Genomic DNA, 19964 nt, shown 5'->3' with positions numbered 1-19964 from the left:
ATAAGTTCCTAAAGTCATAGAAGGTGAGTTTTTTGGAAGAGAAATTTGACTTTATTATAACTACCGACAGATGCCTAATGACCAACCATCATGGTAAAGAGTTCTTAGGGTTCTTAGGTACAGGGCCTGCCATAGGGATCCCTGAGAAAGCATGGAAATGGTTAGCGTGCCCTAAGATGAAAACAGATGAACTAGGCAGGCCACGAGAAGCACCTTATGGGATGAGAAAAATAGAAGCAGCCTTAATAGATGCTGGATTTAAAGCAGCTATAATTGACCCCGATCATTTACACAAATATTTACCCGATGCAAAAGCTCTAATGCTTTCTCACCATGACTATTTCGCATTTGGCCCGCCTTCTTCTACGTGGTGGGGTATAACTAAAAAAGAACCAGTAAATTACAAGAGTTTCCAAGAACTCATACATAAACCTGAGATAAAAGAAGCTAAACAAAAAGGAATGAAAATTATAGCCGGAGGACCGTCAGTATGGCAGTGGTTGTGGAAAACAGACATGATAGAAGAAATCGGGGTAGATACCTTAGTTGATGGCGAAGCAGATACGTATATAGTAAAACTAGCAGAAAAAATAATGAACAATGAACCACTACCTAAATACGTATATATAGGTGCTGACGAGGCACCGTCAGTTGACCAAATACCGGAAATCAAAGGGGCCAGCGTAAACGGCCTCATCGAGATAATGAGGGGTTGCGCTAGGTCTTGCAGGTTTTGCTCCGTTACACTAAGACCGACTAGGTATTATCCTTTAGAAAAAATAGAGAGAGAGCTGCAAGTTAATGTCAAGAACGGAGTAAAACACGGAGTTGTACATAGTGATGACGTACTATTTTACGGTGCAGTAGGAATATACCCAAGGCCAGAACCCCTTATAAAACTCCATAAGCTTGTAAAGAAATACTATAAAAGTATAGCGTGGAGCCACGCTAGCCTAGCAGCTATACGCTATTCTGAAGAAAAATATGGCCTAATATCAAAACTCACAGAAATCATATACGAAGACGGAAACCAGAATTACTTGGGTGTTGAAGTAGGTATTGAAACCGGTTCCTCTAGATTGGCTAAGGAGATAATGCCCGCAAAGTCAGCACCATATAAGGTGGACGAGTACCCTGAGACAGTTGAAGAAGCCTTCAAAATAATGCATGAGCATAATATAGTCCCAGCTGGAACTATGATAGTAGGTCTCCCAGAAGAGACTGAAGACGACGTTTATAAGACTATTGAATTGGTCGATAACCTAAGGCCTTACAGGAGTATTTTAGTACCTATGTTCTTTGTACCTATGGGGTATTTTAAGAACAAGGACTGGTTCACCCAAGTTAAGCTAAACGATGCTCATATAGAGCTTTACAAGAAAGTGTTCTGGCACGACGTGTATTGGGCTGAGGACATACTCAACAGGTTTTACCTCAAATCACCGATATATATGCCTGTTAGGTTAACGCTTAAGCTTTTCCTGAGAGTTGCGAAGAGCCAGATGAAAAAAGTAGAAGCACAGTTAGAGGGCTATCTCAGAAAGTGATCAATCTTTTTTAGGATATATATAGTCTTTAGGTGCTGCGCTGAATGCTTCTAGGTATTTCCTTAAGACCTTAGGAATTTCTACTACTCCGTCCTCTCTTTGGTTGTTTTCAAGGATGGCAGTAATAGTCCTAGTGCTTGCTATAGCCGTACTATTTAAAGTGTGCACATAACCCTTTCTATTGTTTTTATAGTCTATGTATCTTATCTTCATTCTAAATGCCTGCCAGTCTAGACAATTACTACAACTTACCATTTCCCTAAATTTAGCTTGTGCCGGCATCCATACTTCTAAGTCATACTTTTTAGCTGCACATGAACCTAAGTCTCCTGAGGCTATGTTTATAACCCTATATGGCAATTCCAGTCCCTGAAATATTTGCTCTGCATTAGAAAGTAACTCTTCATGGTATTTCCAGCTGTCCTCAGGCGGTGAAAAGATAAACTGTTCTACTTTGTGGAACTGGTGTACTCTAAAGATCCCCTTTAAATCCTTGTTGGCAGCACCAGCTTCTTTTCTGAATGCTGGGCTTACTCCTACAAATTTCAAAGGTAATTTCTCTCTCGGAATGTCTTCTTTATAGAACAAAGCTGCAATAGGATGTTCTGCAGTAGCTATTAGATATAAATCTTCATTTTCGATCTTATATATAGCATCTTTAAAAGTATCTAGGTCAATCACGCTCTTTATAACTTCTCCCCTTAACATATAAGGGGGCAAAACTAGCGTATAGCCTTTAGAAGTCATAGTATCTATGGCATAGTTTAATAATGCAATATCAAGCCAAACTATATCGTTAAATAAATAATAGAACCTTGACCCGGCTATCTCTCCCGCTTTCTTGGTATCCCCGAGTTTTAAAACATTTTCAAGCATATCAGCATGTCCTATAGGTTTCCACTTTATTACTTCGTAATTTGGATTTAGGCCCTTTACTTGTTTCAAAAATTCTTCTACATCTTTCTCATATACTTTAAACTTTCCCCATACTTTAACCGGGACGCTGTAGTTCTCGTCTGGGCCTAAAGGTACGGAGTCGTCTACAATATTTGGTAACTCGGATAAAATCTGATCTCTTTCCTCTTCTATCTTCTGCAACTGTTTCTCTTTATCTTCTAGAATTTTCAATAATTCTTTTGCTTTCTTAATGAGTTCTTGCTTTTGTTCCTTAGGAGCTTTGGGAATTTGGGAACTAATTACATTATGTTCGTGCCTTAACCTCTCTACCTCTTGTAGTGTAGCCCTCCATTCCTTATCTAGTTCTAATGCTTTGTCAACAAGAGAAACGTCTATAAACCGCCTTTTTATACTTTCCTTCAGTTTTTCAGGGTTGGTTCTTAGTAGTTCCAATATACTCCAAGACACAAGTAAGAAATAGGTGAAAAGATTTTATGCCTTCTGTTCCTGTTGTTGTGTATCTTCAGTTGGTAGTCCGTAGGTTTGAACCCACATCTCTACTATATCATAGCCATACAATTTCTTAAATTTCTCTCTCCCTTCTGGTGTCATTTTTAAAGGAGACCAAACAGTCTCTAAATCTATATCTACTTCTACTGATTTAGCTGGGACGGTCTCTTTTATGACCTGCTCTACTGTATATATTAAGTCGTCCACTACCGGGCAACCTGGTGCAGTTAGACCGAGTTTTATGTATACGTCCCCTTCATCTGAGATTTTCAACTCATAGATCAACCCTAAGTTCACTATATCGACGGGTATTTCAGGATCGTAAACTTGAGTTAGCGCTTCCATAATTTTCTTTTTCCACTCCTCTTTATTGACCTCTACCATCTTTAACCCAGTTAAAATATGTTAAAACAAGTATTAACTCTTTACGCCTAATTCTTTTTCTTTATTTAAATCACTAACTAAATCGCTATAAGATCTATAAAAACAGGTCTTATTACCCGTATGACAAACAGGTCCTACTGACTTAACAAAAAGCACTATAGCGTCCCCATCACAGTCTATTTTAAACCCTTCTACAATCTGGTAATGCCCGCTTGTTTCCCCTTTCAACCATAGTTTTTTCCTGCTTATAGACCAGAAATGGGCATAACCCTGCGTAAGAGTTTTTATAAACGCTTCCCTATTCATATGCCCTACCATTAAGACTTCTTTGGATTCTACGTCTTGTAAAACCGCTATAATAGTAGAATCAGTATGCCTGAACCAGAGATTATCAGCTATTTTCATAGCTTCCTCATAGCTAAGCTTAATCATTTTTTGACCCACCTGTAAAGGTTGCCTAAGAAAACCTTTCCGACCTTACTACTTTTTTCAGGATGAAACTGGGTCCCGATTAGGTTACCAGAACAGACTATCGCAGGGTAGGAAATACCATACACACTTACGGCCCTTACAATACTCTCGTCATCAGGATATGCCACATAACTGTGCACATAATATACATATTGGTTATTCAAGCCCTCGGTGAGCGGACATGTGAGGTCAGTCACAACCAGTTTTTCCCAGCCTATATGAGGGAGTTTTAACCTTTCCTTATTATTTTGAATTAATTTATCCACTTTACCTTTGAACCAGCCTAATCCCTTACTGATACCTCCTTCAGTCCCTTCTTCAAACATTACTTGCATACCGAGGCATACACCTAAAAAATATACACCGCTTTTTCTCATATCTTCAAACACCTCTCTACGAGAACCGAGATAACCCGAAACAGCACTAAAAGAACCTACACCTGGTAGGACAACAAGATCCTCATTGCCAAAAGGTTCTGAATTTACTGAAACTTCAAAGCCGACCCTCTTCAGACCTGAAGAAATACTGAATAAATTTCCTACTCCATAATTGATAACAGTAGCTCTCATTAGCCTTTCATCCTCCTCTTTAACTCTTCATAAACTTCCTCAGGTTTAACATTATTTACAGCCATCAAGACTAATAAATGGTAAAGAAGATCAGCTATTTCACTAATAAGCCTTTCTTTACCCTCAGCTAATGATGCCACGATTACCTCACTAGCTTCCTCCCCCACTTTTTGTGCAATGTAAGGTTTACCCCTTTGATAGAGTTTAACAGTATAACTTCCTTCTCTTTGGGATGAAAGCCTGTCAAGGATAATCTTATACAACTCATTTAATACTTCACTACTCTCTGCCATATCTAACACCTATACTCTTAGCATGAAACTCAAAACCCTCGTGCCTAGCTAATACCATAGCTGATCTGATAAGTTTCTCATCAGGTTTTTCTGTATAGGCGTACATAACGGGCTTAAGGAAGTCGTAAACGGTTACGCCACCCTTGAACCTAGCCCAGCGGTTAGTAGGTAGGATATGGTTAGGGCCTGCAGCGTAATCGATAATCGCAGGTGGTGTAGCTCCTAGACTTATGGCACCTGAGTTAGCAATTTTATCAAGGTATTTCTTAGGGTTAGCCACATAGAGAGAGAGGTGCTCAGGCGAGATTTCATTTAGGACTTTAATAGCTTCCTCAATGGTGCTCACTTTTATGATATAATATATTATATTATCGTCTTTAAGTTGAGGGACGACTTGGTCAATAAGGCTTTGTGAAGTAGATAACAATACTATAAAAGTGGAGGTACCGTGTTCAGCCTGAGCTTTCATGTCTAAAACGATTTCTTTAGCGTCTGCGTTCTCATCTGCTATAATAACCAGTTCCGTGGGGCCTTCTATTCCATCTATCCCTATTTCCTTACTTACTAGAAATTTAGCAGCTTGAACATAAATGTTACCAGGGCCTACTATTTTATCAACACGTATAACTGATTCTGTACCATATGCAAAAGCAGCTATAGCTTGAGCTCCACCCAATCTATACAATTTTTTAATTCTTAGTTTTTTTGAAATATAACATATTGCTGGGTCAATTTTACTAGGAGGAGTCGCTGCGTAAATCTCACTGACACCGGCAACTTTAGCAGGGATACCAGCCATTAGTAGTGTTGACGGATATGCCTTATTTCCACCCGGGACGTATATACCGACTTTTTCTACAGGTTTCCATAATACCCCAAACTCTACCCCTTTCGAGTTCCCTCCAGCATTATATGGCTTTATGGACTCATGGAATTCAGTCAACTGGTCATAAATGTAGTCTATGGCCTCCCTAAGGTCTGGGGGAATTTTTTCCGCTAACTCATCTACTTTGTCTTCTACTACCGAATCTAATTTTACATGATCGAATTTTTCTTCTAGTTCTAATAGAGCAATATCACCTTTTTCTCTTACTCCTTTTATAACTTCTTCAACAACAGGTAGTACTCTTGTAAAATCATTTGGTCTTGATTTAGGTAACTCAAACGAAATCATAATCTCATCTCCATACCTTGTGATTTCAAATACATCTTAAGTTCGTGTATTTTAATTATTCCGTCGTGGAAAACTCCTGCTGCTAACGCAGCATCCGCAACCTTTAGAGCTTCAAGAAAATGTACTTCTTTACCTGCTCCACCGCTTGCAATTACTGGAATGTTAACTGAATCGGAAATCGCCTTAGTTAAAACTATATCATAGCCTTCTCTAGTTCCATCTCTATCTATACTTGTAAGCAAGATCTCTCCTGCACCTAATGCTTCTACTTCTTTAGCCCATTTAACTGCATTAAGCCCCGTATTGTATGTACCCGATTTCGTAAAAACTACATATTCTTTACCTACTTTTTTAGCATCTATTGCAACGACTACCGCCTGAGAACCGAACTGGAGTGCAGCCTCAGTTATAAGTTTTTTATTTTCAACGGCAGCTGTATTTATACTTACTTTATCAGCTCCGTTACCTAAAATTGTCGACACATCTTCAATATTCCTTATACCCCCTCCTACAGTCAAGGGAATTGAGAGGACGCTAGCGGTATTTTTAATTACCTCAAGAAGGGCTTTTCTACCTTCTATTGTAGCTGTAACATCAAGGAATACTATTTCATCTGCCCCTTCGTCTTCGTATCTAGCCGCTAACTCAGTCGGATCCCCTTTGTCCCTAAGGTCTAGAAAATTCACTCCTTTCACAACTCTTCCGTTCTTAACGTCTAGGCATGCAATAATACGTTTAGCAGTCATAAGCTTCCCTTCAAACTTATTATATCTTGTGATATTATTCTACTGGCTTCATACAAACTCAGACCTAGTGCTTTAAATGAAGCCTCAATAACATGATGAGTGTTAGTACCCCTTAATTGTATAATGTGCATATTAACCCCAGAGTGATATGAAAATGACTGGAAGAAATGAAATACGTTTTCAGTCGCTAACCCCCCGATTTCACTTCTTGAAAGATTTAGTTCTACGTTACTTATGCCCCTCCCAGATATATCTACTGCTACGAGGACTAAAGCGTCGTCCATAGGTATAACGAAATTAGCAAACCTCCTTATCCCTTTTTTATCCCCTAAAGCTTCTTTAAACGCTTCTCCCAAAGTTATGGCTACATCCTCTACCACGTGATGGTCATCATAACACTGCTTATCCTCAGCTATTACCATTGAGGTGGTATTCATATAATAAAGCAAAGTAGTAAGCATGTGGTTAAAGAACTTGACCGGAGTTACCACTTTAACTTCTCCCTTTTGGTCTATATTTAATTCCACCTCTACTTTAGTTTCTTTTGTCTCCCTTACTTTTTTTACACTTCTATTATTATACAACTTTTACACCTCTGAGCCTACCATTATAAAAACTCATTCCGACAATTGCATAATCAAAGCCAAGTGTCTTAAGCTTTAACAGATCGTCAATTGTATTAACACCACCAGCATACTCTTTCACTTTATTAATTTGTTTAGTGTAACTCCCTATTTTCTCGTCTATCCCTCCTTTTGTACCCTCTTTAGGTACATATGTGAATATAAAACCGTATACGTCAAACGAGAGCATATCATATACTTTAACGTCTCTTTTTTCCTTCCACCCCTTGATAAGGACGTTTCCTTGTTCATCATAATCTATGGAGAGAATAATTTTCTCTTTCCCTATTTTTTCTTTTATCTCTTCAAATTTTCTTGGATCAGTAACTGGTAAAGTCGAAACTACAACATATTTACACTCATTTATTATCCTACTGGCTTTATCAAGACCCCTGATACCTCCCCCTACTTGAGTGTGTGCAAAACTCACGTCTTTACAAATCCTTCTAATAATCCCCTCATTATCCCCCACTCCCTCAGCGGCGTCTAGGTCGACTATATGGACTTTATCATATCCCTCGTTGTATATACTCTTAGCTATTTGTAACGGATCGCCTAAGACTAGACCGGAGCCTCTCTGGCCCCTTATCCTCTTCACAGCCTTACCTTCACTAATATCAATACTTGGGATAATTTCTATCGTCATTTTATCACCTTCTCTATGTCTATTACCACAATATCTCTAGCCCCATTAGCAATTACTTTACCTATAATATCCGGTAAATCGTCCTCATTTATTACCGTTATCACTTCCCATGCTTCACTCTTTGCTAGCTTAGATAAGGTCGGGGATAGCATGGCAGGTAACACTGATAAAACTTTATCAAGTTTTTCTTCAGGCACGTTCATGAACACCATTTTCTTATGCCTAGCAAATAGGGCGCCTTTCATTAAAGTGAGGAGGAGGCTTATCCTTTCGGCCTCTTCACCCTTCATCCAGTCTTTATTACCTATAACCACAGCCTTACTCTCCATGACAGTGTCTATAGCTTTCAAGCCGTGCAGCTTAAGAGTAGTCCCGGTACTCATGACATCTATTATTGCGTCTGCAGCACCTAAGGAGGGCATAACTTCTGCAGCACCGCTTATCTTAACTAACTTAGCTTTAATCCCCTTTTGTATAAGATAGTTCTTTGCTATGTTAAAGTATTTCGTAGCAATACGTATCTCCCCTTTAATATCCTGAGGGGAAGATATATTCCATGAATTGGGTACGGCTAGGACTATTTTAGCTTTTCCAAAATCTAGATCTACTAACTCCTCTACGTCTACTCCTGACTCCATAACATAATCATAACCCGTAATTCCTAGTTCAGCCGCTCCTGCTTCAACAATATTCGGTATATCTTCAGTCCTCACCATAACCAATTGTACTCCCTCCCAATTCGTAGGGACTATTAGAGCCCTTTCATCGCTCGCCAAAGGTTTAATGCCAACACTATTTAAAAACTGGATTACGGGCTGTTGTAATCTACCTTTATTTGGTATTGCTATCTTCAAGGATCTCACCTAACACCTTAATTAATAACTCACACTGCTCTTTAGTACCTATTGATATTCTATAATAACCGGATATTAAGTTCCTAATTGCTATAGACCTAGCCATAAGCGGAGTTAGAAGGTCTCTATTATCTTTAACAAAAAGGAAGTTAGTATAAGAGTTGAACACTTTAAGCCCAAACTTTCTAAGCTCTTTTAATAAATATTCTTTATTTACATTTATTTTATTTACTACATCCCTAACATAAGAAGGGTCTTCTAACGCCTTAATTCCTCCTATTAACCCAGGTAAAGACACATCAAATGGCGTTGATGTTTTTTTGAGCACCTTTATTAAATCCTCATTACCTATTATGTATCCTACTCTAAGAGATGCCATAGAAAACGCTTTGCTTAAGGTCCTAACTATCAAGACGTTAGGATACTCATAGACTATACGAGCAAAAGTCTTTCCGTAGAATTCATAATATGCTTCATCTATTACTATAAAACCTTTAACATTACTTGCGAGTTCTTTAACTAATTCCTCATCAAGCATAGGCGAACCTGTGGGGTTATTAGGATTATCTATCACTACTAACCTAGCATCTTTACTCTCTTTCACTAAAGTATCTCTATCTTCATACCACCACTCTTCACCTTCTATAAGTTTCACCTTAACATGTTTAAGCCCTCTAACTGACGAATAAACCTTATACATGCTATACGCTGGAAAATTAGTGATTACCTTATCACCAGGCTGTGCAAGGTTATAAAATACTGACCTGAGAGCTCCGTCTCCACCTGGAGTTGGGAATATGTTCTCTGGTTCTACCTTGTTATACTCAGCAGCCAGTTCAGAGAATCGCTGTGTTAGTTCTGGGTGCTGGTATCTGTTAGCGTATTGTAGGTATTTTTGAATTGCGTCTAAAATATGTGGTGGAGGAGAATAAGGCGATTCATTTAAATGCATTCTGACTCCTTCTTTTATATCGTCAAAGTTATACTCCTCTGCGTCCAGAAGCCAAGGGTATATTAAATCTTTTACGGTTGGTGCAATAGGAAACCCTACATAAAAGACGCAAACGTAAAAATAAGCTTTACTCTAGCATGACTAAATATAATAACCCTTAAATCTCGCTTAGGGTCTTCATTTAATTTATATGGATGTTATAGGAAAAATCCTGGAAAAACCGAGGCTTATTAGAAGTTATTACTATAGCGTTAACCTAGTCATTATTATAAATGCTGCACAAAGAATATACTCTCAAGGCAAAAAACCTTGTATAATCAACTTTGACAAAATTAAATGGGAATTTTATCCTTACGACATAAATTTTAAACAGATTTGCGAGGAAGAATCTGAAAACCTCGTGTTCGAGGCCGAAAAAGTAAGTGAAATACCCATTAGGTTTAGGCTTATCACTTCCGTAAAGAACTTTAATTTAGGTTGTGAGGTTAATACGATAGAAAAAATAGGGAATAATTTATATAAATTAAGACTAACAGATGATACGATTATTTTCCACGTTAAGGACGGTAAGCTCATAGAAAGGGTCTTAAACCCTCTCGAAGAAGAAATCTTAAGGCTACTAAATGAAAATAATGGACGAATGAGCATGAAAGAAGTTGTTGACATTACATCATATAAATTAGGGATTAGTAAAGAAAGTGTTAGAAATGAATTAGCTTTCTTAAGGTCTCTAGGGAAAATAGAAATAGATAAAGGTACTGTATTGCTTATTCGATAAATATAGCAGGCTTAAGAGGTAACGCGTCCTTCTTATACTTGGTTTTGTCCATTTCCTTCGCGCTTTTTACCTCGATCTCTTTTCCACCTAATTTATATCTCAAGTAGTTCAGACCTTGCTTTAATGCTTCCTCTTCATTAAAATCGTAAGTTATTATAAGTTTACGCATATTATCATCTAGTCCTCTAGCCTCTTCGAAAATTTTCTGATAAAGCTTAACATCTACTTTCTCTCTAGGTCTGTTCTTTTCAATAAACTCCTTCATACTCCCTCCTCTGCTGGTAATTTCTAGGGCATTCTTCAACAACGTTAACTCTTCAGGCGTTGAAACAAATATGCGTATTACTTTCGGAGTACCCTTGTAAACGTTAAGTATAGACTGTATGTCCTCTAGGACTTTCTTATGGTATTCATGTACCAGATCCTCGTATAGGTTAACAGAAGACTCAGGTACCTCAGGCCATTTTTCAAGGCTCACAAAAGTTGTATGGCCTAATTTATGCCACATCTCTTCAGCAAAGTGTGGAGCAAAGGGAGAAATAATTTTAGTCCATACTTCCAGTAACTCTTTCAAGATTCTCCCATTAGGTTCTCTACCTTCAGCTTTTACCATTTCTACGTACTCGTTTATATATGAAGAAAGGTTATATAGTAACTCGTTTAGGCTATTTCTAAGGTCAAGGTTCTCCATATACCTAGTAACTTCTATAACCATTTGATTAAGCTTATTTTTAATCCATATCTCAGGAAACCCTTCTTGATCACCCTTATACTCTGTGATTTTTTCACTTAATTCGTAAAAGTTCCTAAGTGCGTCCGTCACTGATTTGGCATAGCTATCACTGAAGTTTACGTCAGAGCCCATATCTGCAGTGGATGTTAAAGTTATCCTTACCACGTCAGCTCCATACATTCTGATGGCTTTCCTTAGCGGAATAATATTCCTCAAGGACTTACTCATCTTCTTTCCTTCTAATAAAACGAAACCGTTTACAGCTATGGCTTTAGGCCATAATTCCTCTGGGAATATAGCAGCGTGGTTAAAGATAAAGAACGATAGGTGGTTGGGAATTAGGTCTTTACCGCTATGCCTGATATCTAACGGGTACCAGTAAATAAACTCCTTCCTCATTTCCTCTATTACTTCTTGAGGAATTCCAGAAGACTTAGAAACAGCAGAAGGATCCCCTTTACCTAACATTACGTAGTCCCATAATTCTGAGGACAACTGGGAAGGTTTAAGGCCATACTTCTTTATAAGGTGGGCTATTGTATAGTAAGCCATGTAGATAGTAGAATCGCTTAGGCTCTCAATTACCCACTTTTTATCCCAAGGTAGTGGAGTACCCAACCCTCTTGTCCTCGCGCACGCTCTTTTCTGTAACCAATCTGCTACAAACTCAAAGTCTTTACGGGCTTCGGGCGGGATAAAGTTCATTTTAGAAATTAGCTTTTTAGCTAAGCTTTTCCACTCTGGATTACCGTAGTCAAGGAACCACTGGTCTTTAAGTATTTTAACTACGACTTCATTCCCACATCTGCAGTAGACTGGTCTATTCATTATTTCGAAAATCTTTCTCCCAAGTTTTTTGTCTATTAAAAATTCTGTTATTTTCTGCCTGGCTTCTGGAACCGATAACCCTACTAAAGTTTTAAATTCGTCTCTATACGCTGGTTTAGTTAATTCAATTATGTTACTCTTCATCTTCCCTTTATTATACTCCATCCTATAGACTTGCTCGGTTAACTTTTCTAAGTCTTCATCGCCCTTAGGGTTAGTTTTATCTACCATTTCCTTAGCCAACGCTTCGCCTTGACCTTCTACTGATATTACCGAAATTACCGGTAAGTCTTGCTTGACCTTTTTTAAGTAGTAGTAGTCAAAAGGAGCATGTGCTGGAACACTCATTACTACACCGGTACCGGTCATAGGATCTACGAAGCCCGCACCCAATATCGGGATCTTGTTCCCGGTTATGGGGTTTATTGCATAATGCTTAGCAAGTTCTGAACCCTTTAACGTATTTAAGGTCTTTAAATTATCGATCTGGAAGGAGAGCTTAAAAGCGGCCTTTTCGCTCATTACAAATTTTTTGCCGTCCATTTCAGTTATAACGTAATTAGCATCTGGATTAACCCAGATTGCAATCGCACCGAATACTGTTTCTGGTCTTAATGTAGCTGCGGGTAAGATGCCCAAGTCGGATTCAAAATAAATTAACGTAAATTCTCCGATTTCGGGTTCCATATCTCCCTTAGTGTCATGCATCCCTACTGGTATATGGTGGACTGGGCACCAACCTACGGGGTGCGTATCCCTTACAATAAACCCTTTCTCTTGTAATTTGCCAAATTGCCAGACTATGAAAGATGAGAATTCAGGATCAATAGTAGTGAATTCCCTCCTCCAGTCTATACTAAGGCCTATCTCCTTCATGGCCTTTTTTATTTCCTCTTTAAAGTAATTCGCCATAAATAGTGGGTCTACTAATTTCGATATTACATCATCTGGTATTTCATAGATGTTTTTGAAAATATCAATTAATTCCTTATCGCCTTTAGCTACGTCGTCCGCCATGGCTATGATAGGGGTCCCAGTGTAGTGAAACCCCATAGGGAAGAGGACATTATATCCTCTCATCCTCATAAATCTCGCATAAATGTCACAAGTAACGTAAGTTCTCCCGTGACCTAAATGGAAGGGAGAATTAGGGTATGGAAAGGCTACAGTAGTGTAAAATTTTTTACGTGAATAATCAGGACTTGCCTCGAATATTTTTTCTTCCTCCCATGCCTTCTGCCATTTTTGTGATATATCATTGAGAAAATCGGAAAACCGTTTAGATGTTGAAATAAAGGTCACCAAAAGAGCTATATATTGTAAATATTTAAAGTATACTGTGTTTACAAGAGAAGGCGATGATGGTTCAACAAATGTAATTAGTAAGAGAGTGGGAAAAGATTCTCCGTTAGTTAATTTCCTGGGGGATATAGACGAACTAAACTCTTATTTAGGTTACTTAAACTCAAAGCTACCGTGGGGCGATATGAAAAATGATATAAAGAAAGTCCAATACACCCTTTTTGAGATTGGAGAAGACCTATCTACAAACGGCACAAAAAAGAAAATAACCATGGACCATGTAAAATGGTTAGAGGAAAGGACTACTTCGTATAGAAAAGAGACCGGTGCTGTGAAACTTTTCGTAATACCAGGTGGGAGCGAAGAAGCTTCATTAATACATATAACAAGGAGTGTGTGCAGGAGAATAGAAAGAAATGCAGTTAAGTATTCTAAAGATTTACCAGAAATGAACAAAATGATAATTACTTATCTTAATAGACTGTCATCATTACTGTTTGCTATGGCACTAGCTGCTAATAAAAGGAGGGGTATTGAAGAGAATATTTACGATATTGGCAAGTTCTGGTGAGGGTCTAATAGCCCTGAGGAGATTAATAATTCACAATTTTTACATATTTCCCTGCCGTAACTTGTAGGTTCACCGCATATTTTACAAGTAGGTAATTCTTCTTTTAACTCGGATTGTTTTCTGACTTTTTCAGCAATTTTATCGAATTCGTCTAAGATTGATAATAACGCACCAGGTTTTTTATCTTCTAGGGTGTAAAGAAGTTCCCTCACCTTAGACCTTAGCGTGGGCTTTGTTGATATATATGGACACTCTACTTCTTGGAACTGGTAACCGCCATAGTAAGCGTAAAGAGTAGTCTCCCACTCATATACCCTCCTTAAAGGCTTTACTCTAAGTACAAATTTAGAGCTGAGTTTTATGGGTTTATCCGCAAATCTTATTAGCCTAATTATATCCCCGCGTATTAAATTAACTATTATAGCCTGAACTTCGTCATCTAAATTATGGCCCGTAGCAACGTAGTCGGCAGATACTGTTCTACCAGCGTTGTTTATAAGTTTCCTTCTGAACCCGCCGCAGAAGGTACAAGCCGAAACGTTAAGTCCCTTATTCCTTGAATACTTCATCATCTCGTCTAATGTATGACCCACGCCTTGCTTGAAACTGTCTTCGATGAGTTCAATCCCTAACGATGATAAATACCGCTTCAGTTGGACTATCTGTTCATATCTGTTATATCCTTGTATACCTTCGGTAATATTATATGCTATCAGCTTATTTGAGTCTATAAACGAAGATAGAGTGTCTGCTAAAACATAGCTATCCTTACCGCCAGACACCGCAAGTAAGATCTTGCTTGCTTTATCTAGACCTATTTTTAGACTCTCTTTCTTAACTCTTTCCCTTATATCTTTCATAAAACATTTCCTACACAGCCTTTTCCCGCTGTGAGCTTGATAAACTTCAGCTTCTCTAACTTTACAATTATCACAAATCATTTTTCCTTCACTCTACCTTCGACCATCTTATTACCGCTTACGACCTCATCTATACTATGAATAGCACATCCCTGATTTTCAAGTGTCTGTTTCACCTCTTCGAAGTTTATATTAGTACCTTCAATCACGATCATTAACCCCATAGTCTCTACGTCCATATCTGTAACGCTTATATTAACGCCTTCAATTCCGTCTAAAGATGAGACTTTCTCAGCTAATTCGACTAGTGATGTCCCCCTAATAGGTTTTAGGACGTCAAGGACAAGTCTCCTAATTGCCAATTCTCGATCAGTTGATCTTATGTAAAATTCTCATTAAAAACTTGACCTACTTATAAGGTAAAAATAGGGTTAAAAATTTAAAAATAAGTGAATACCCTCTTAACTATGGGGGGTTAGGGTATGATGGGGGTAATAAGTGCACCAAAAGTAGTCGGAAAACAAGTTTACGGTTCATTATATGAGTGCGATACCAATATACTGAGAGATAAAGAAGCATTAGAAAACATTGTAAAGAACGCTGTCGCAGTAGGGAATATGACGCTACTAGATATAAAATCATGGAAGATAGGAGACGGAGTAAGTGTCGTAGCTATTGTCCTAGAAAGCCATGTAACTATACATACATGGCCTGAATACGATTTTGCAACAGTTGACGTTTACTCATGCGGTCCTCACACAGATCCAAGAAGGGCCTTCCAATATATAGTTGAGCAATTAAGGGCAAAAAGATATACTATGAATGAGGCTGATAGATCATCAGAGTTCTGATAGTAGGAGGAGGTATAGCAGGGTTACTAACCGCATATCAGGTAAGAGATGTAAATCCCGTAGTGTTTGATAGGAAATATACTGTAGGCAAGAAATGCACTGGTATAATTAGCAGGACTACCTTTGAGAAACTAAACATTCCGAGAGAATTTATAGATAGAGGTTTTAAAACTATTTTTTTCCACTATAAAGATAAAATAATAGAAATAAAAACCGATGTGCTTAGATTAAATAGGGTTAAGCTTGAGAAGTATATATCTCAAAACGTAGAAATAAGACTACGAAGCGATGTGAAAATAATTAATAATTCAATTCTCTTAAATGAAGAAGAAAAGATAGAGGGGCTAGTAATTAACGCCTCTGGATGGAAAGGGAAGAGCAAGTGGGTAAAAGCAATTGAGTACTTAACAGAGCCGATAGACTCCGAAACTATAGACGTATTTTTTGATGAGAGGAATAAAGGGGGATTCTCGTGGATTGTCCCTCTACCTTACGGCACTTTAGTAGGTGCATTAGGGTATAAGATGCCTGACAAATTCATCCCTAAAATAAATAAACGTATATTAGAGGTACACGGGGGAGGAATACCGAGGCCAAGACCTACTTACGTAAGGAGAGGAATAGGAGATGTACTAGGTTTAATTAAGATTTTCACCGGTGGTGGAATATTTTCTATATCTGAAATGTTACCTACTATTAAGAAAATAGTTTATGAGGAAGATGAAAGGGAACACTTGTCTAAGTTTAGACAACTTTCTAAGGAAATCTCTAGGCAACAGAAAATTCTGGAAATTACAGAAAAGTTTTGGGGACTAGCCCTTAAAATTGGCTTCACTGTACTTAACGGCAAGACACTTAATGCGGGCGAGGAATTTGACCTGCACTCACTTTTTATCAGAAGGAGCCTCAGGTCTATTTCTCACTAGATTATAACAGCCTTCACCCTTCTCTATCACACCCATCTCGATTAGTTTTGATACAGCTTTTTCGGGTTCCTTAACTCCCAATGCCTTTAACTCCCTAACTGCTATTATCTCCCCTACTGAAATAACGTTTTTAAAATATTTTATAGCGATATTAATATCATCATCTTCTTGCACCAATATTCGCTCACCTTTTAAGATTCCTACTAATTATTTAATTTAATTATGGCGGTAAAACCTTATCTACAGCTAGTGAGGATCCATAACGTTATAGGATCAGCAATTTCCGCTTTAATGGGTTACCTCGTGTCATCACATTGGCATATAATACCGTTAAAAGTGATAATAGCGATGCTAGTTGTTGCGTTTGTTGCAACTGGCGGTTACGTTATAAACGACGTCTACGACGTAGAAATCGACCGGATAAACAAGCCTTATAGACCTATTCCGTCTGGTGCAATAAGCCTTAATAGGGCTAGAAACTTGTCCTATATTACTTCATTAGTAGGGATAGCTTTGTCGGCACTTTTAGGGCTAGCCCAATTTTTAGTAGCACTAGTTACGGTAATATTACTATTTTTATATGCCTCATCTCTCAAGAGGAGCGGTCTAGTAGGGAACTTAATAGTAGCCTTAACCTCAGCGCTTTCCGCATTTTACGGTGGGTTAGCTTACTTTTCCGGTGATTGGCTTTATTGGGTCTCAATACCTACCTTGTATATTTTTTTCTTTACTCTAGTAAGAGAATTTATAAAGGGGATAGAAGATTATGAAGGAGATAAGGAAAATTACGTTAAGACCCTTGCCGTAAGGATAGGAATTAGTAAGACATGGAAAATCTCTAAGACGATCCTATTAATCCTAGTAATTACATCTCCGTTACCTTATCTGCTAGGTTTCAATATCTTGTATTTAATTTCGATTTTATTACTCGATATCCTCCTAGTTTATATCCTGCTACTTAAAGAAGACATACAGAGTTCCGCCAAAGCTAGAAGTCTAATGAAAGTATATGCGATCGGGACTATGCTAGCGTTTATTATAGGTAGCTTCTCTCTCATATTATAACAGACTTATCAAAAGTTTTCCTAAACCCGCTTTTCACCCCCACGACTCTGATCAATAAGTTCCCTTTTCTATTTGGCGGTAGTGCTACTTTGAAATCCAGAGAGCGTAGGGACTCAATATTATTGAACATCTTATAGTTGATCGAGAGCCCATTTAGGAGGACGTTAACTATTATTTTATCTAGTTCAACCTCGCTTAGATTTTTAATTGAAATATTAACTCCCTGATCGTCTAACTGAGTATTAACCTCTAGGTCAATCGTTGGAATTTTGTAGTTAATACTATAAAAGTTGTATATATAAGCTAATGATTTAGACTTCTCTGATGAGATAAATTTTACATATATATTTCCGTGTTTGTTTAACCTTACTTCCTCAATATCATTCTCTCCGGAAACCTGATAATCGTCTATTAGTAATCTGGCGTCTTTTCCATTATTTTTAGCCACAAGGTGACACTCCCCAAAACAGTCAAATTTTAATTCATCACCCGGTTTAAGGATTAGCACCCCTGCCATCAGGTCATATCTGGTTTCAAACTTCTCCGCTTTATAAAATACTACATGCCCAATACTTTCTAACGTTATTTCATGTATTCCCCTATACGCTATAAGAAATTCATTCCTCCCCTGTTTAACTAGAGGTGAAATATCATAGATAATTGACGAGATCTTATGAACCCCGTCTTCAACTTCGATATTAGGTCTGAACTCTTTAGTTAGCGAGAAGTCATTTAGCCATAACCTCCATTTCGGGTCTACGTTTTTGTTCCTCTCTATGTTTAATATTACATAGACTTTCTCAGGTTTATTATCTAAGTCTATAACATAATTAAATTCTTTCTCTGACGCTCCAAGTTTAATTGGATTTATAAAGAAATCATAATCAATGGTACCAGTAAATGAGCCTCTGTCGAATGTCACCATGTTTCCCGTTGGCATATTATTAATAACCTCATCACCAAAAATAAAGTGAATGATAAGGAGTATACTTGCCCTAATTAACAAGTCAGACGTCATAATAGAGGTATTAGATTCACGTGAACCTGACTTAACTAGATCTAGAAAAATCGAGAATTTTGTAATGAGAAAAAAGAAAAGACTCTTAATTGTCTTAAACAAGGGGGACCTAATCCCTTTAGAAGTGCTACAGAAATGGAAAGAGTACATAGAGAAAAATGATGGAATCCCTACAGTTTATATTTCCGCTACAAACCACCTGGGCACTAAGATCCTCAGGGACAAGATTAAGGAATTATTAGCCAAGAGAGAGGGAAAAGCGTTATTAGTGGGATATCCCAAGACCGGTAAGTCGTCTATAATAAATGCGCTAAAGGGGAGACACTCAGCTACCACATCAAAGTTCCCAATGAGTTCTGGATATACTAAGGCAGTGCAACTTTTTCGAATTGATTCAAGACTATACGTGTGGGATACACCCGGTATAATACCCCCCGACGGAAATGAACTAGAGAGAGTGATAAGAGGAATAAACGTAGATAAATTAGAAGATCCAGTAAAAGCAGCTAAGTTATTATTCGATAGAATACAAGAATTTAATACAAATACAATAAAGGAGATATATGGATTAGACTTCTCTGATTTTTACGACTTCCTAAATAAACTAGCCTTAAAACGTGGGTGGATATATAAAACAAGTAAAGAACCCAATATCGACGAGGCAGCCAAGACGCTAATTAGAGATTACCATGACGGCAAAATAATTTATTACTCCTATCCACCAGATGTAATGACAGATGATAAAAGTAGTAGTATTTGACGCGGATAAGACGTTATGGGATCACTCAAATATATCTGCCCTAAAGCCCCCGCTAAAAATATTAAACGAAGATAGTATAGAGGACTCAAACGGTCATAGAGTAACCCTTTTCCCCGACGTAAGAGAAACTCTATATGAATTGAAAGATATGGGTTTTTACTTAGCATTAGCGACATGGAATATACCGGAAAAAACCGAGGCCGTTTTGTCTGCCCTAAAATTAAAAGAGTATTTTGACCTTATTATTTCTAGGGAATATCCTTTTAAATTTATTTATATTAGCCATATTATCTCTATGTTTAGGTTGCTGAAAAAAGTAGAAATAAAACCGAATGAAATTTTATTTATTGACGACCGCAGAGTGCATTTTGGAAATACATGGCTCTATGTGGGTGATGTCAATTGTTTAGAGATGTGGAGTGATGTCAATAATCATAAACAAATCATAGAAAAAATAAAAACTATTTATAATTCAAAGAAGCTAAGTGAAAAGAACTACAGTAATGCTTAAAAATTTAAAACACACTCACTTTTGTTTGTGAAAAAGATGATAGGTGACTGTACCCTCCAAGTCGACTAAGTTTTCTCCTAAATTTTCAGTTCAAA

General features: G+C 37.7%; 24 protein-coding genes. 8 read left to right on the top strand and 16 right to left on the bottom strand.

The genetic code is table 11. The features are described 5' to 3' along the window. The first annotated feature begins 23 nt into the window (after window positions 1–23). Window positions 24–1547, top strand: a complete 1524-nt coding sequence (locus tag KN1_RS13145; RefSeq protein ID WP_221288082.1) for a B12-binding domain-containing radical SAM protein — start codon at window positions 24–26, stop codon at window positions 1545–1547. Here KN1_RS13145 and serS read toward each other — a convergent pair whose 3' ends face one another. The 11 genes from serS to hisC are packed head-to-tail and all read right to left on the bottom strand — an operon-like array spanning window position 1548 to window position 9666. Further along, complete coding sequence (gene serS / locus KN1_RS13140) at window positions 1548–2912, bottom strand: serine--tRNA ligase (RefSeq protein WP_221288081.1); 1365 nt, start codon at window positions 2910–2912, stop codon at window positions 1548–1550. Window positions 2913–2936: 24 nt separating this feature from the next. Further along, window positions 2937–3338: a metal-sulfur cluster assembly factor gene (locus KN1_RS13135; RefSeq protein ID WP_221288080.1), complete on the bottom strand. Its 402-nt coding sequence runs from the start codon at window positions 3336–3338 to the stop codon at window positions 2937–2939. Between the two features lie 33 nt (window positions 3339–3371). Next, complete coding sequence (gene hisI / locus KN1_RS13130) at window positions 3372–3770, bottom strand: phosphoribosyl-AMP cyclohydrolase (RefSeq protein ID WP_221288078.1); 399 nt, start codon at window positions 3768–3770, stop codon at window positions 3372–3374. After that, a complete protein-coding gene (gene hisH, locus KN1_RS13125; RefSeq protein WP_221288076.1) occupies window positions 3767–4378 on the bottom strand; it encodes an imidazole glycerol phosphate synthase subunit HisH in 612 nt (203 codons plus the stop codon). Before hisH ends, hisI begins: the two co-directional genes overlap by 4 nt. Continuing rightward, a complete protein-coding gene (gene hisE, locus KN1_RS13120; protein WP_221288075.1) occupies window positions 4378–4671 on the bottom strand; it encodes a phosphoribosyl-ATP diphosphatase in 294 nt (97 codons plus the stop codon). Before hisE ends, hisH begins: the two co-directional genes overlap by 1 nt. After that, the gene (gene hisD / locus KN1_RS13115; RefSeq protein WP_221288074.1) at window positions 4658–5845 is read right to left on the bottom strand and encodes a histidinol dehydrogenase; all 1188 of its coding nucleotides are present in this window, start codon (window positions 5843–5845) and stop codon (window positions 4658–4660) included. The genes hisE and hisD overlap by 14 nt, the downstream gene beginning before the upstream one ends. Next, window positions 5842–6591, bottom strand: coding sequence for an imidazole glycerol phosphate synthase subunit HisF (gene hisF / locus KN1_RS13110; protein ID WP_221288073.1), 750 nt, complete (start codon window positions 6589–6591; stop codon window positions 5842–5844). The genes hisD and hisF overlap by 4 nt, the downstream gene beginning before the upstream one ends. Beyond that, a complete protein-coding gene (hisBd, locus tag KN1_RS13105) occupies window positions 6588–7175 on the bottom strand; it encodes an imidazoleglycerol-phosphate dehydratase (RefSeq protein WP_221288072.1) in 588 nt (195 codons plus the stop codon). Before hisBd ends, hisF begins: the two co-directional genes overlap by 4 nt. Beyond that, window positions 7168–7860, bottom strand: a complete 693-nt coding sequence (gene hisA / locus KN1_RS13100) for a 1-(5-phosphoribosyl)-5-((5-phosphoribosylamino)methylideneamino)imidazole-4-carboxamide isomerase (RefSeq protein ID WP_221288071.1) — start codon at window positions 7858–7860, stop codon at window positions 7168–7170. The genes hisBd and hisA overlap by 8 nt, the downstream gene beginning before the upstream one ends. Then, window positions 7857–8714: an ATP phosphoribosyltransferase gene (gene hisG, locus KN1_RS13095; protein ID WP_221288070.1), complete on the bottom strand. Its 858-nt coding sequence runs from the start codon at window positions 8712–8714 to the stop codon at window positions 7857–7859. The genes hisA and hisG overlap by 4 nt, the downstream gene beginning before the upstream one ends. Next, on the bottom strand, window positions 8692–9666 hold the full coding sequence (hisC, locus tag KN1_RS13090) for a histidinol-phosphate transaminase (protein WP_258712518.1): 975 nt from the start codon (window positions 9664–9666) through the stop codon (window positions 8692–8694). Before hisC ends, hisG begins: the two co-directional genes overlap by 23 nt. A 190-nt stretch (window positions 9667–9856) precedes the next feature. On the opposite strand from hisC, the gene KN1_RS13085 reads away from it, so the two are divergent. Then, window positions 9857–10444, top strand: coding sequence for a hypothetical protein (locus KN1_RS13085; protein WP_221288069.1), 588 nt, complete (start codon window positions 9857–9859; stop codon window positions 10442–10444). On the opposite strand, the gene leuS is transcribed toward KN1_RS13085, so the two are convergent. Then, complete coding sequence (gene leuS, locus KN1_RS13080) at window positions 10434–13307, bottom strand: leucine--tRNA ligase (protein ID WP_225905705.1); 2874 nt, start codon at window positions 13305–13307, stop codon at window positions 10434–10436. The two genes, KN1_RS13085 and leuS, sit on opposite strands and share 11 nt — an antisense overlap. A 37-nt stretch (window positions 13308–13344) precedes the next feature. Here leuS and KN1_RS13075 point away from each other — a divergent pair, with 37 nt between their 5' ends. After that, entirely contained in the window at window positions 13345–13878 is a 534-nt protein-coding gene (locus KN1_RS13075) for a cob(I)yrinic acid a,c-diamide adenosyltransferase (RefSeq protein ID WP_221288068.1), read from the top strand. On the opposite strand, the gene KN1_RS13070 is transcribed toward KN1_RS13075, so the two are convergent. Further along, entirely contained in the window at window positions 13854–14819 is a 966-nt protein-coding gene (locus KN1_RS13070) for a TIGR00269 family protein (RefSeq protein WP_221288067.1), read from the bottom strand. The two genes, KN1_RS13075 and KN1_RS13070, sit on opposite strands and share 25 nt — an antisense overlap. After that, window positions 14816–15100, bottom strand: coding sequence for a DUF211 domain-containing protein (locus KN1_RS13065; RefSeq protein ID WP_221288066.1), 285 nt, complete (start codon window positions 15098–15100; stop codon window positions 14816–14818). The genes KN1_RS13070 and KN1_RS13065 overlap by 4 nt, the downstream gene beginning before the upstream one ends. Window positions 15101–15220: 120 nt before the next feature. Here KN1_RS13065 and speD point away from each other — a divergent pair, with 120 nt between their 5' ends. Then, complete coding sequence (gene speD / locus KN1_RS13060; protein ID WP_221288065.1) at window positions 15221–15589, top strand: adenosylmethionine decarboxylase; 369 nt, start codon at window positions 15221–15223, stop codon at window positions 15587–15589. 62 nt (window positions 15590–15651) lie between these two features. Next, window positions 15652–16515: an NAD(P)/FAD-dependent oxidoreductase gene (locus KN1_RS13055; RefSeq protein WP_225905704.1), complete on the top strand. Its 864-nt coding sequence runs from the start codon at window positions 15652–15654 to the stop codon at window positions 16513–16515. On the opposite strand, the gene KN1_RS13050 is transcribed toward KN1_RS13055, so the two are convergent. Further along, window positions 16474–16689, bottom strand: coding sequence for a PolB1-binding protein PBP2 family protein (locus KN1_RS13050; protein WP_221288064.1), 216 nt, complete (start codon window positions 16687–16689; stop codon window positions 16474–16476). The genes KN1_RS13055 and KN1_RS13050 overlap by 42 nt on opposite strands. Before the next feature lie 48 nt (window positions 16690–16737). On the opposite strand from KN1_RS13050, the gene KN1_RS13045 reads away from it, so the two are divergent. Further along, entirely contained in the window at window positions 16738–17580 is an 843-nt protein-coding gene (locus tag KN1_RS13045) for a UbiA family prenyltransferase (RefSeq protein WP_221288063.1), read from the top strand. Here KN1_RS13045 and KN1_RS13040 read toward each other — a convergent pair. Further along, window positions 17570–18520 (bottom strand): hypothetical protein, encoded by a 951-nt coding sequence (locus KN1_RS13040; RefSeq protein ID WP_221288062.1) that lies wholly within the window; start codon window positions 18518–18520, stop codon window positions 17570–17572. The two genes, KN1_RS13045 and KN1_RS13040, sit on opposite strands and share 11 nt — an antisense overlap. Window positions 18521–18554: 34 nt before the next feature. Here KN1_RS13040 and KN1_RS13035 point away from each other — a divergent pair, with 34 nt between their 5' ends. Both KN1_RS13035 and KN1_RS13030 read left to right on the top strand, forming a co-directional pair. Beyond that, the gene (locus KN1_RS13035) at window positions 18555–19358 is read left to right on the top strand and encodes a GTPase (protein WP_221288061.1); all 804 of its coding nucleotides are present in this window, start codon (window positions 18555–18557) and stop codon (window positions 19356–19358) included. Beyond that, a complete protein-coding gene (locus tag KN1_RS13030) occupies window positions 19336–19869 on the top strand; it encodes a magnesium-dependent phosphatase-1 (RefSeq protein ID WP_221288060.1) in 534 nt (177 codons plus the stop codon). Before KN1_RS13035 ends, KN1_RS13030 begins: the two co-directional genes overlap by 23 nt. Window positions 19870–19964: the final 95 nt, after the last annotated feature.

The organism is Stygiolobus caldivivus (assembly GCF_019704315.1).
Lineage (GTDB): Archaea > Thermoproteota > Thermoprotei_A > Sulfolobales > Sulfolobaceae > Stygiolobus > Stygiolobus caldivivus.
This window is presented reverse-complemented; position numbering and strand designations above follow the sequence as displayed.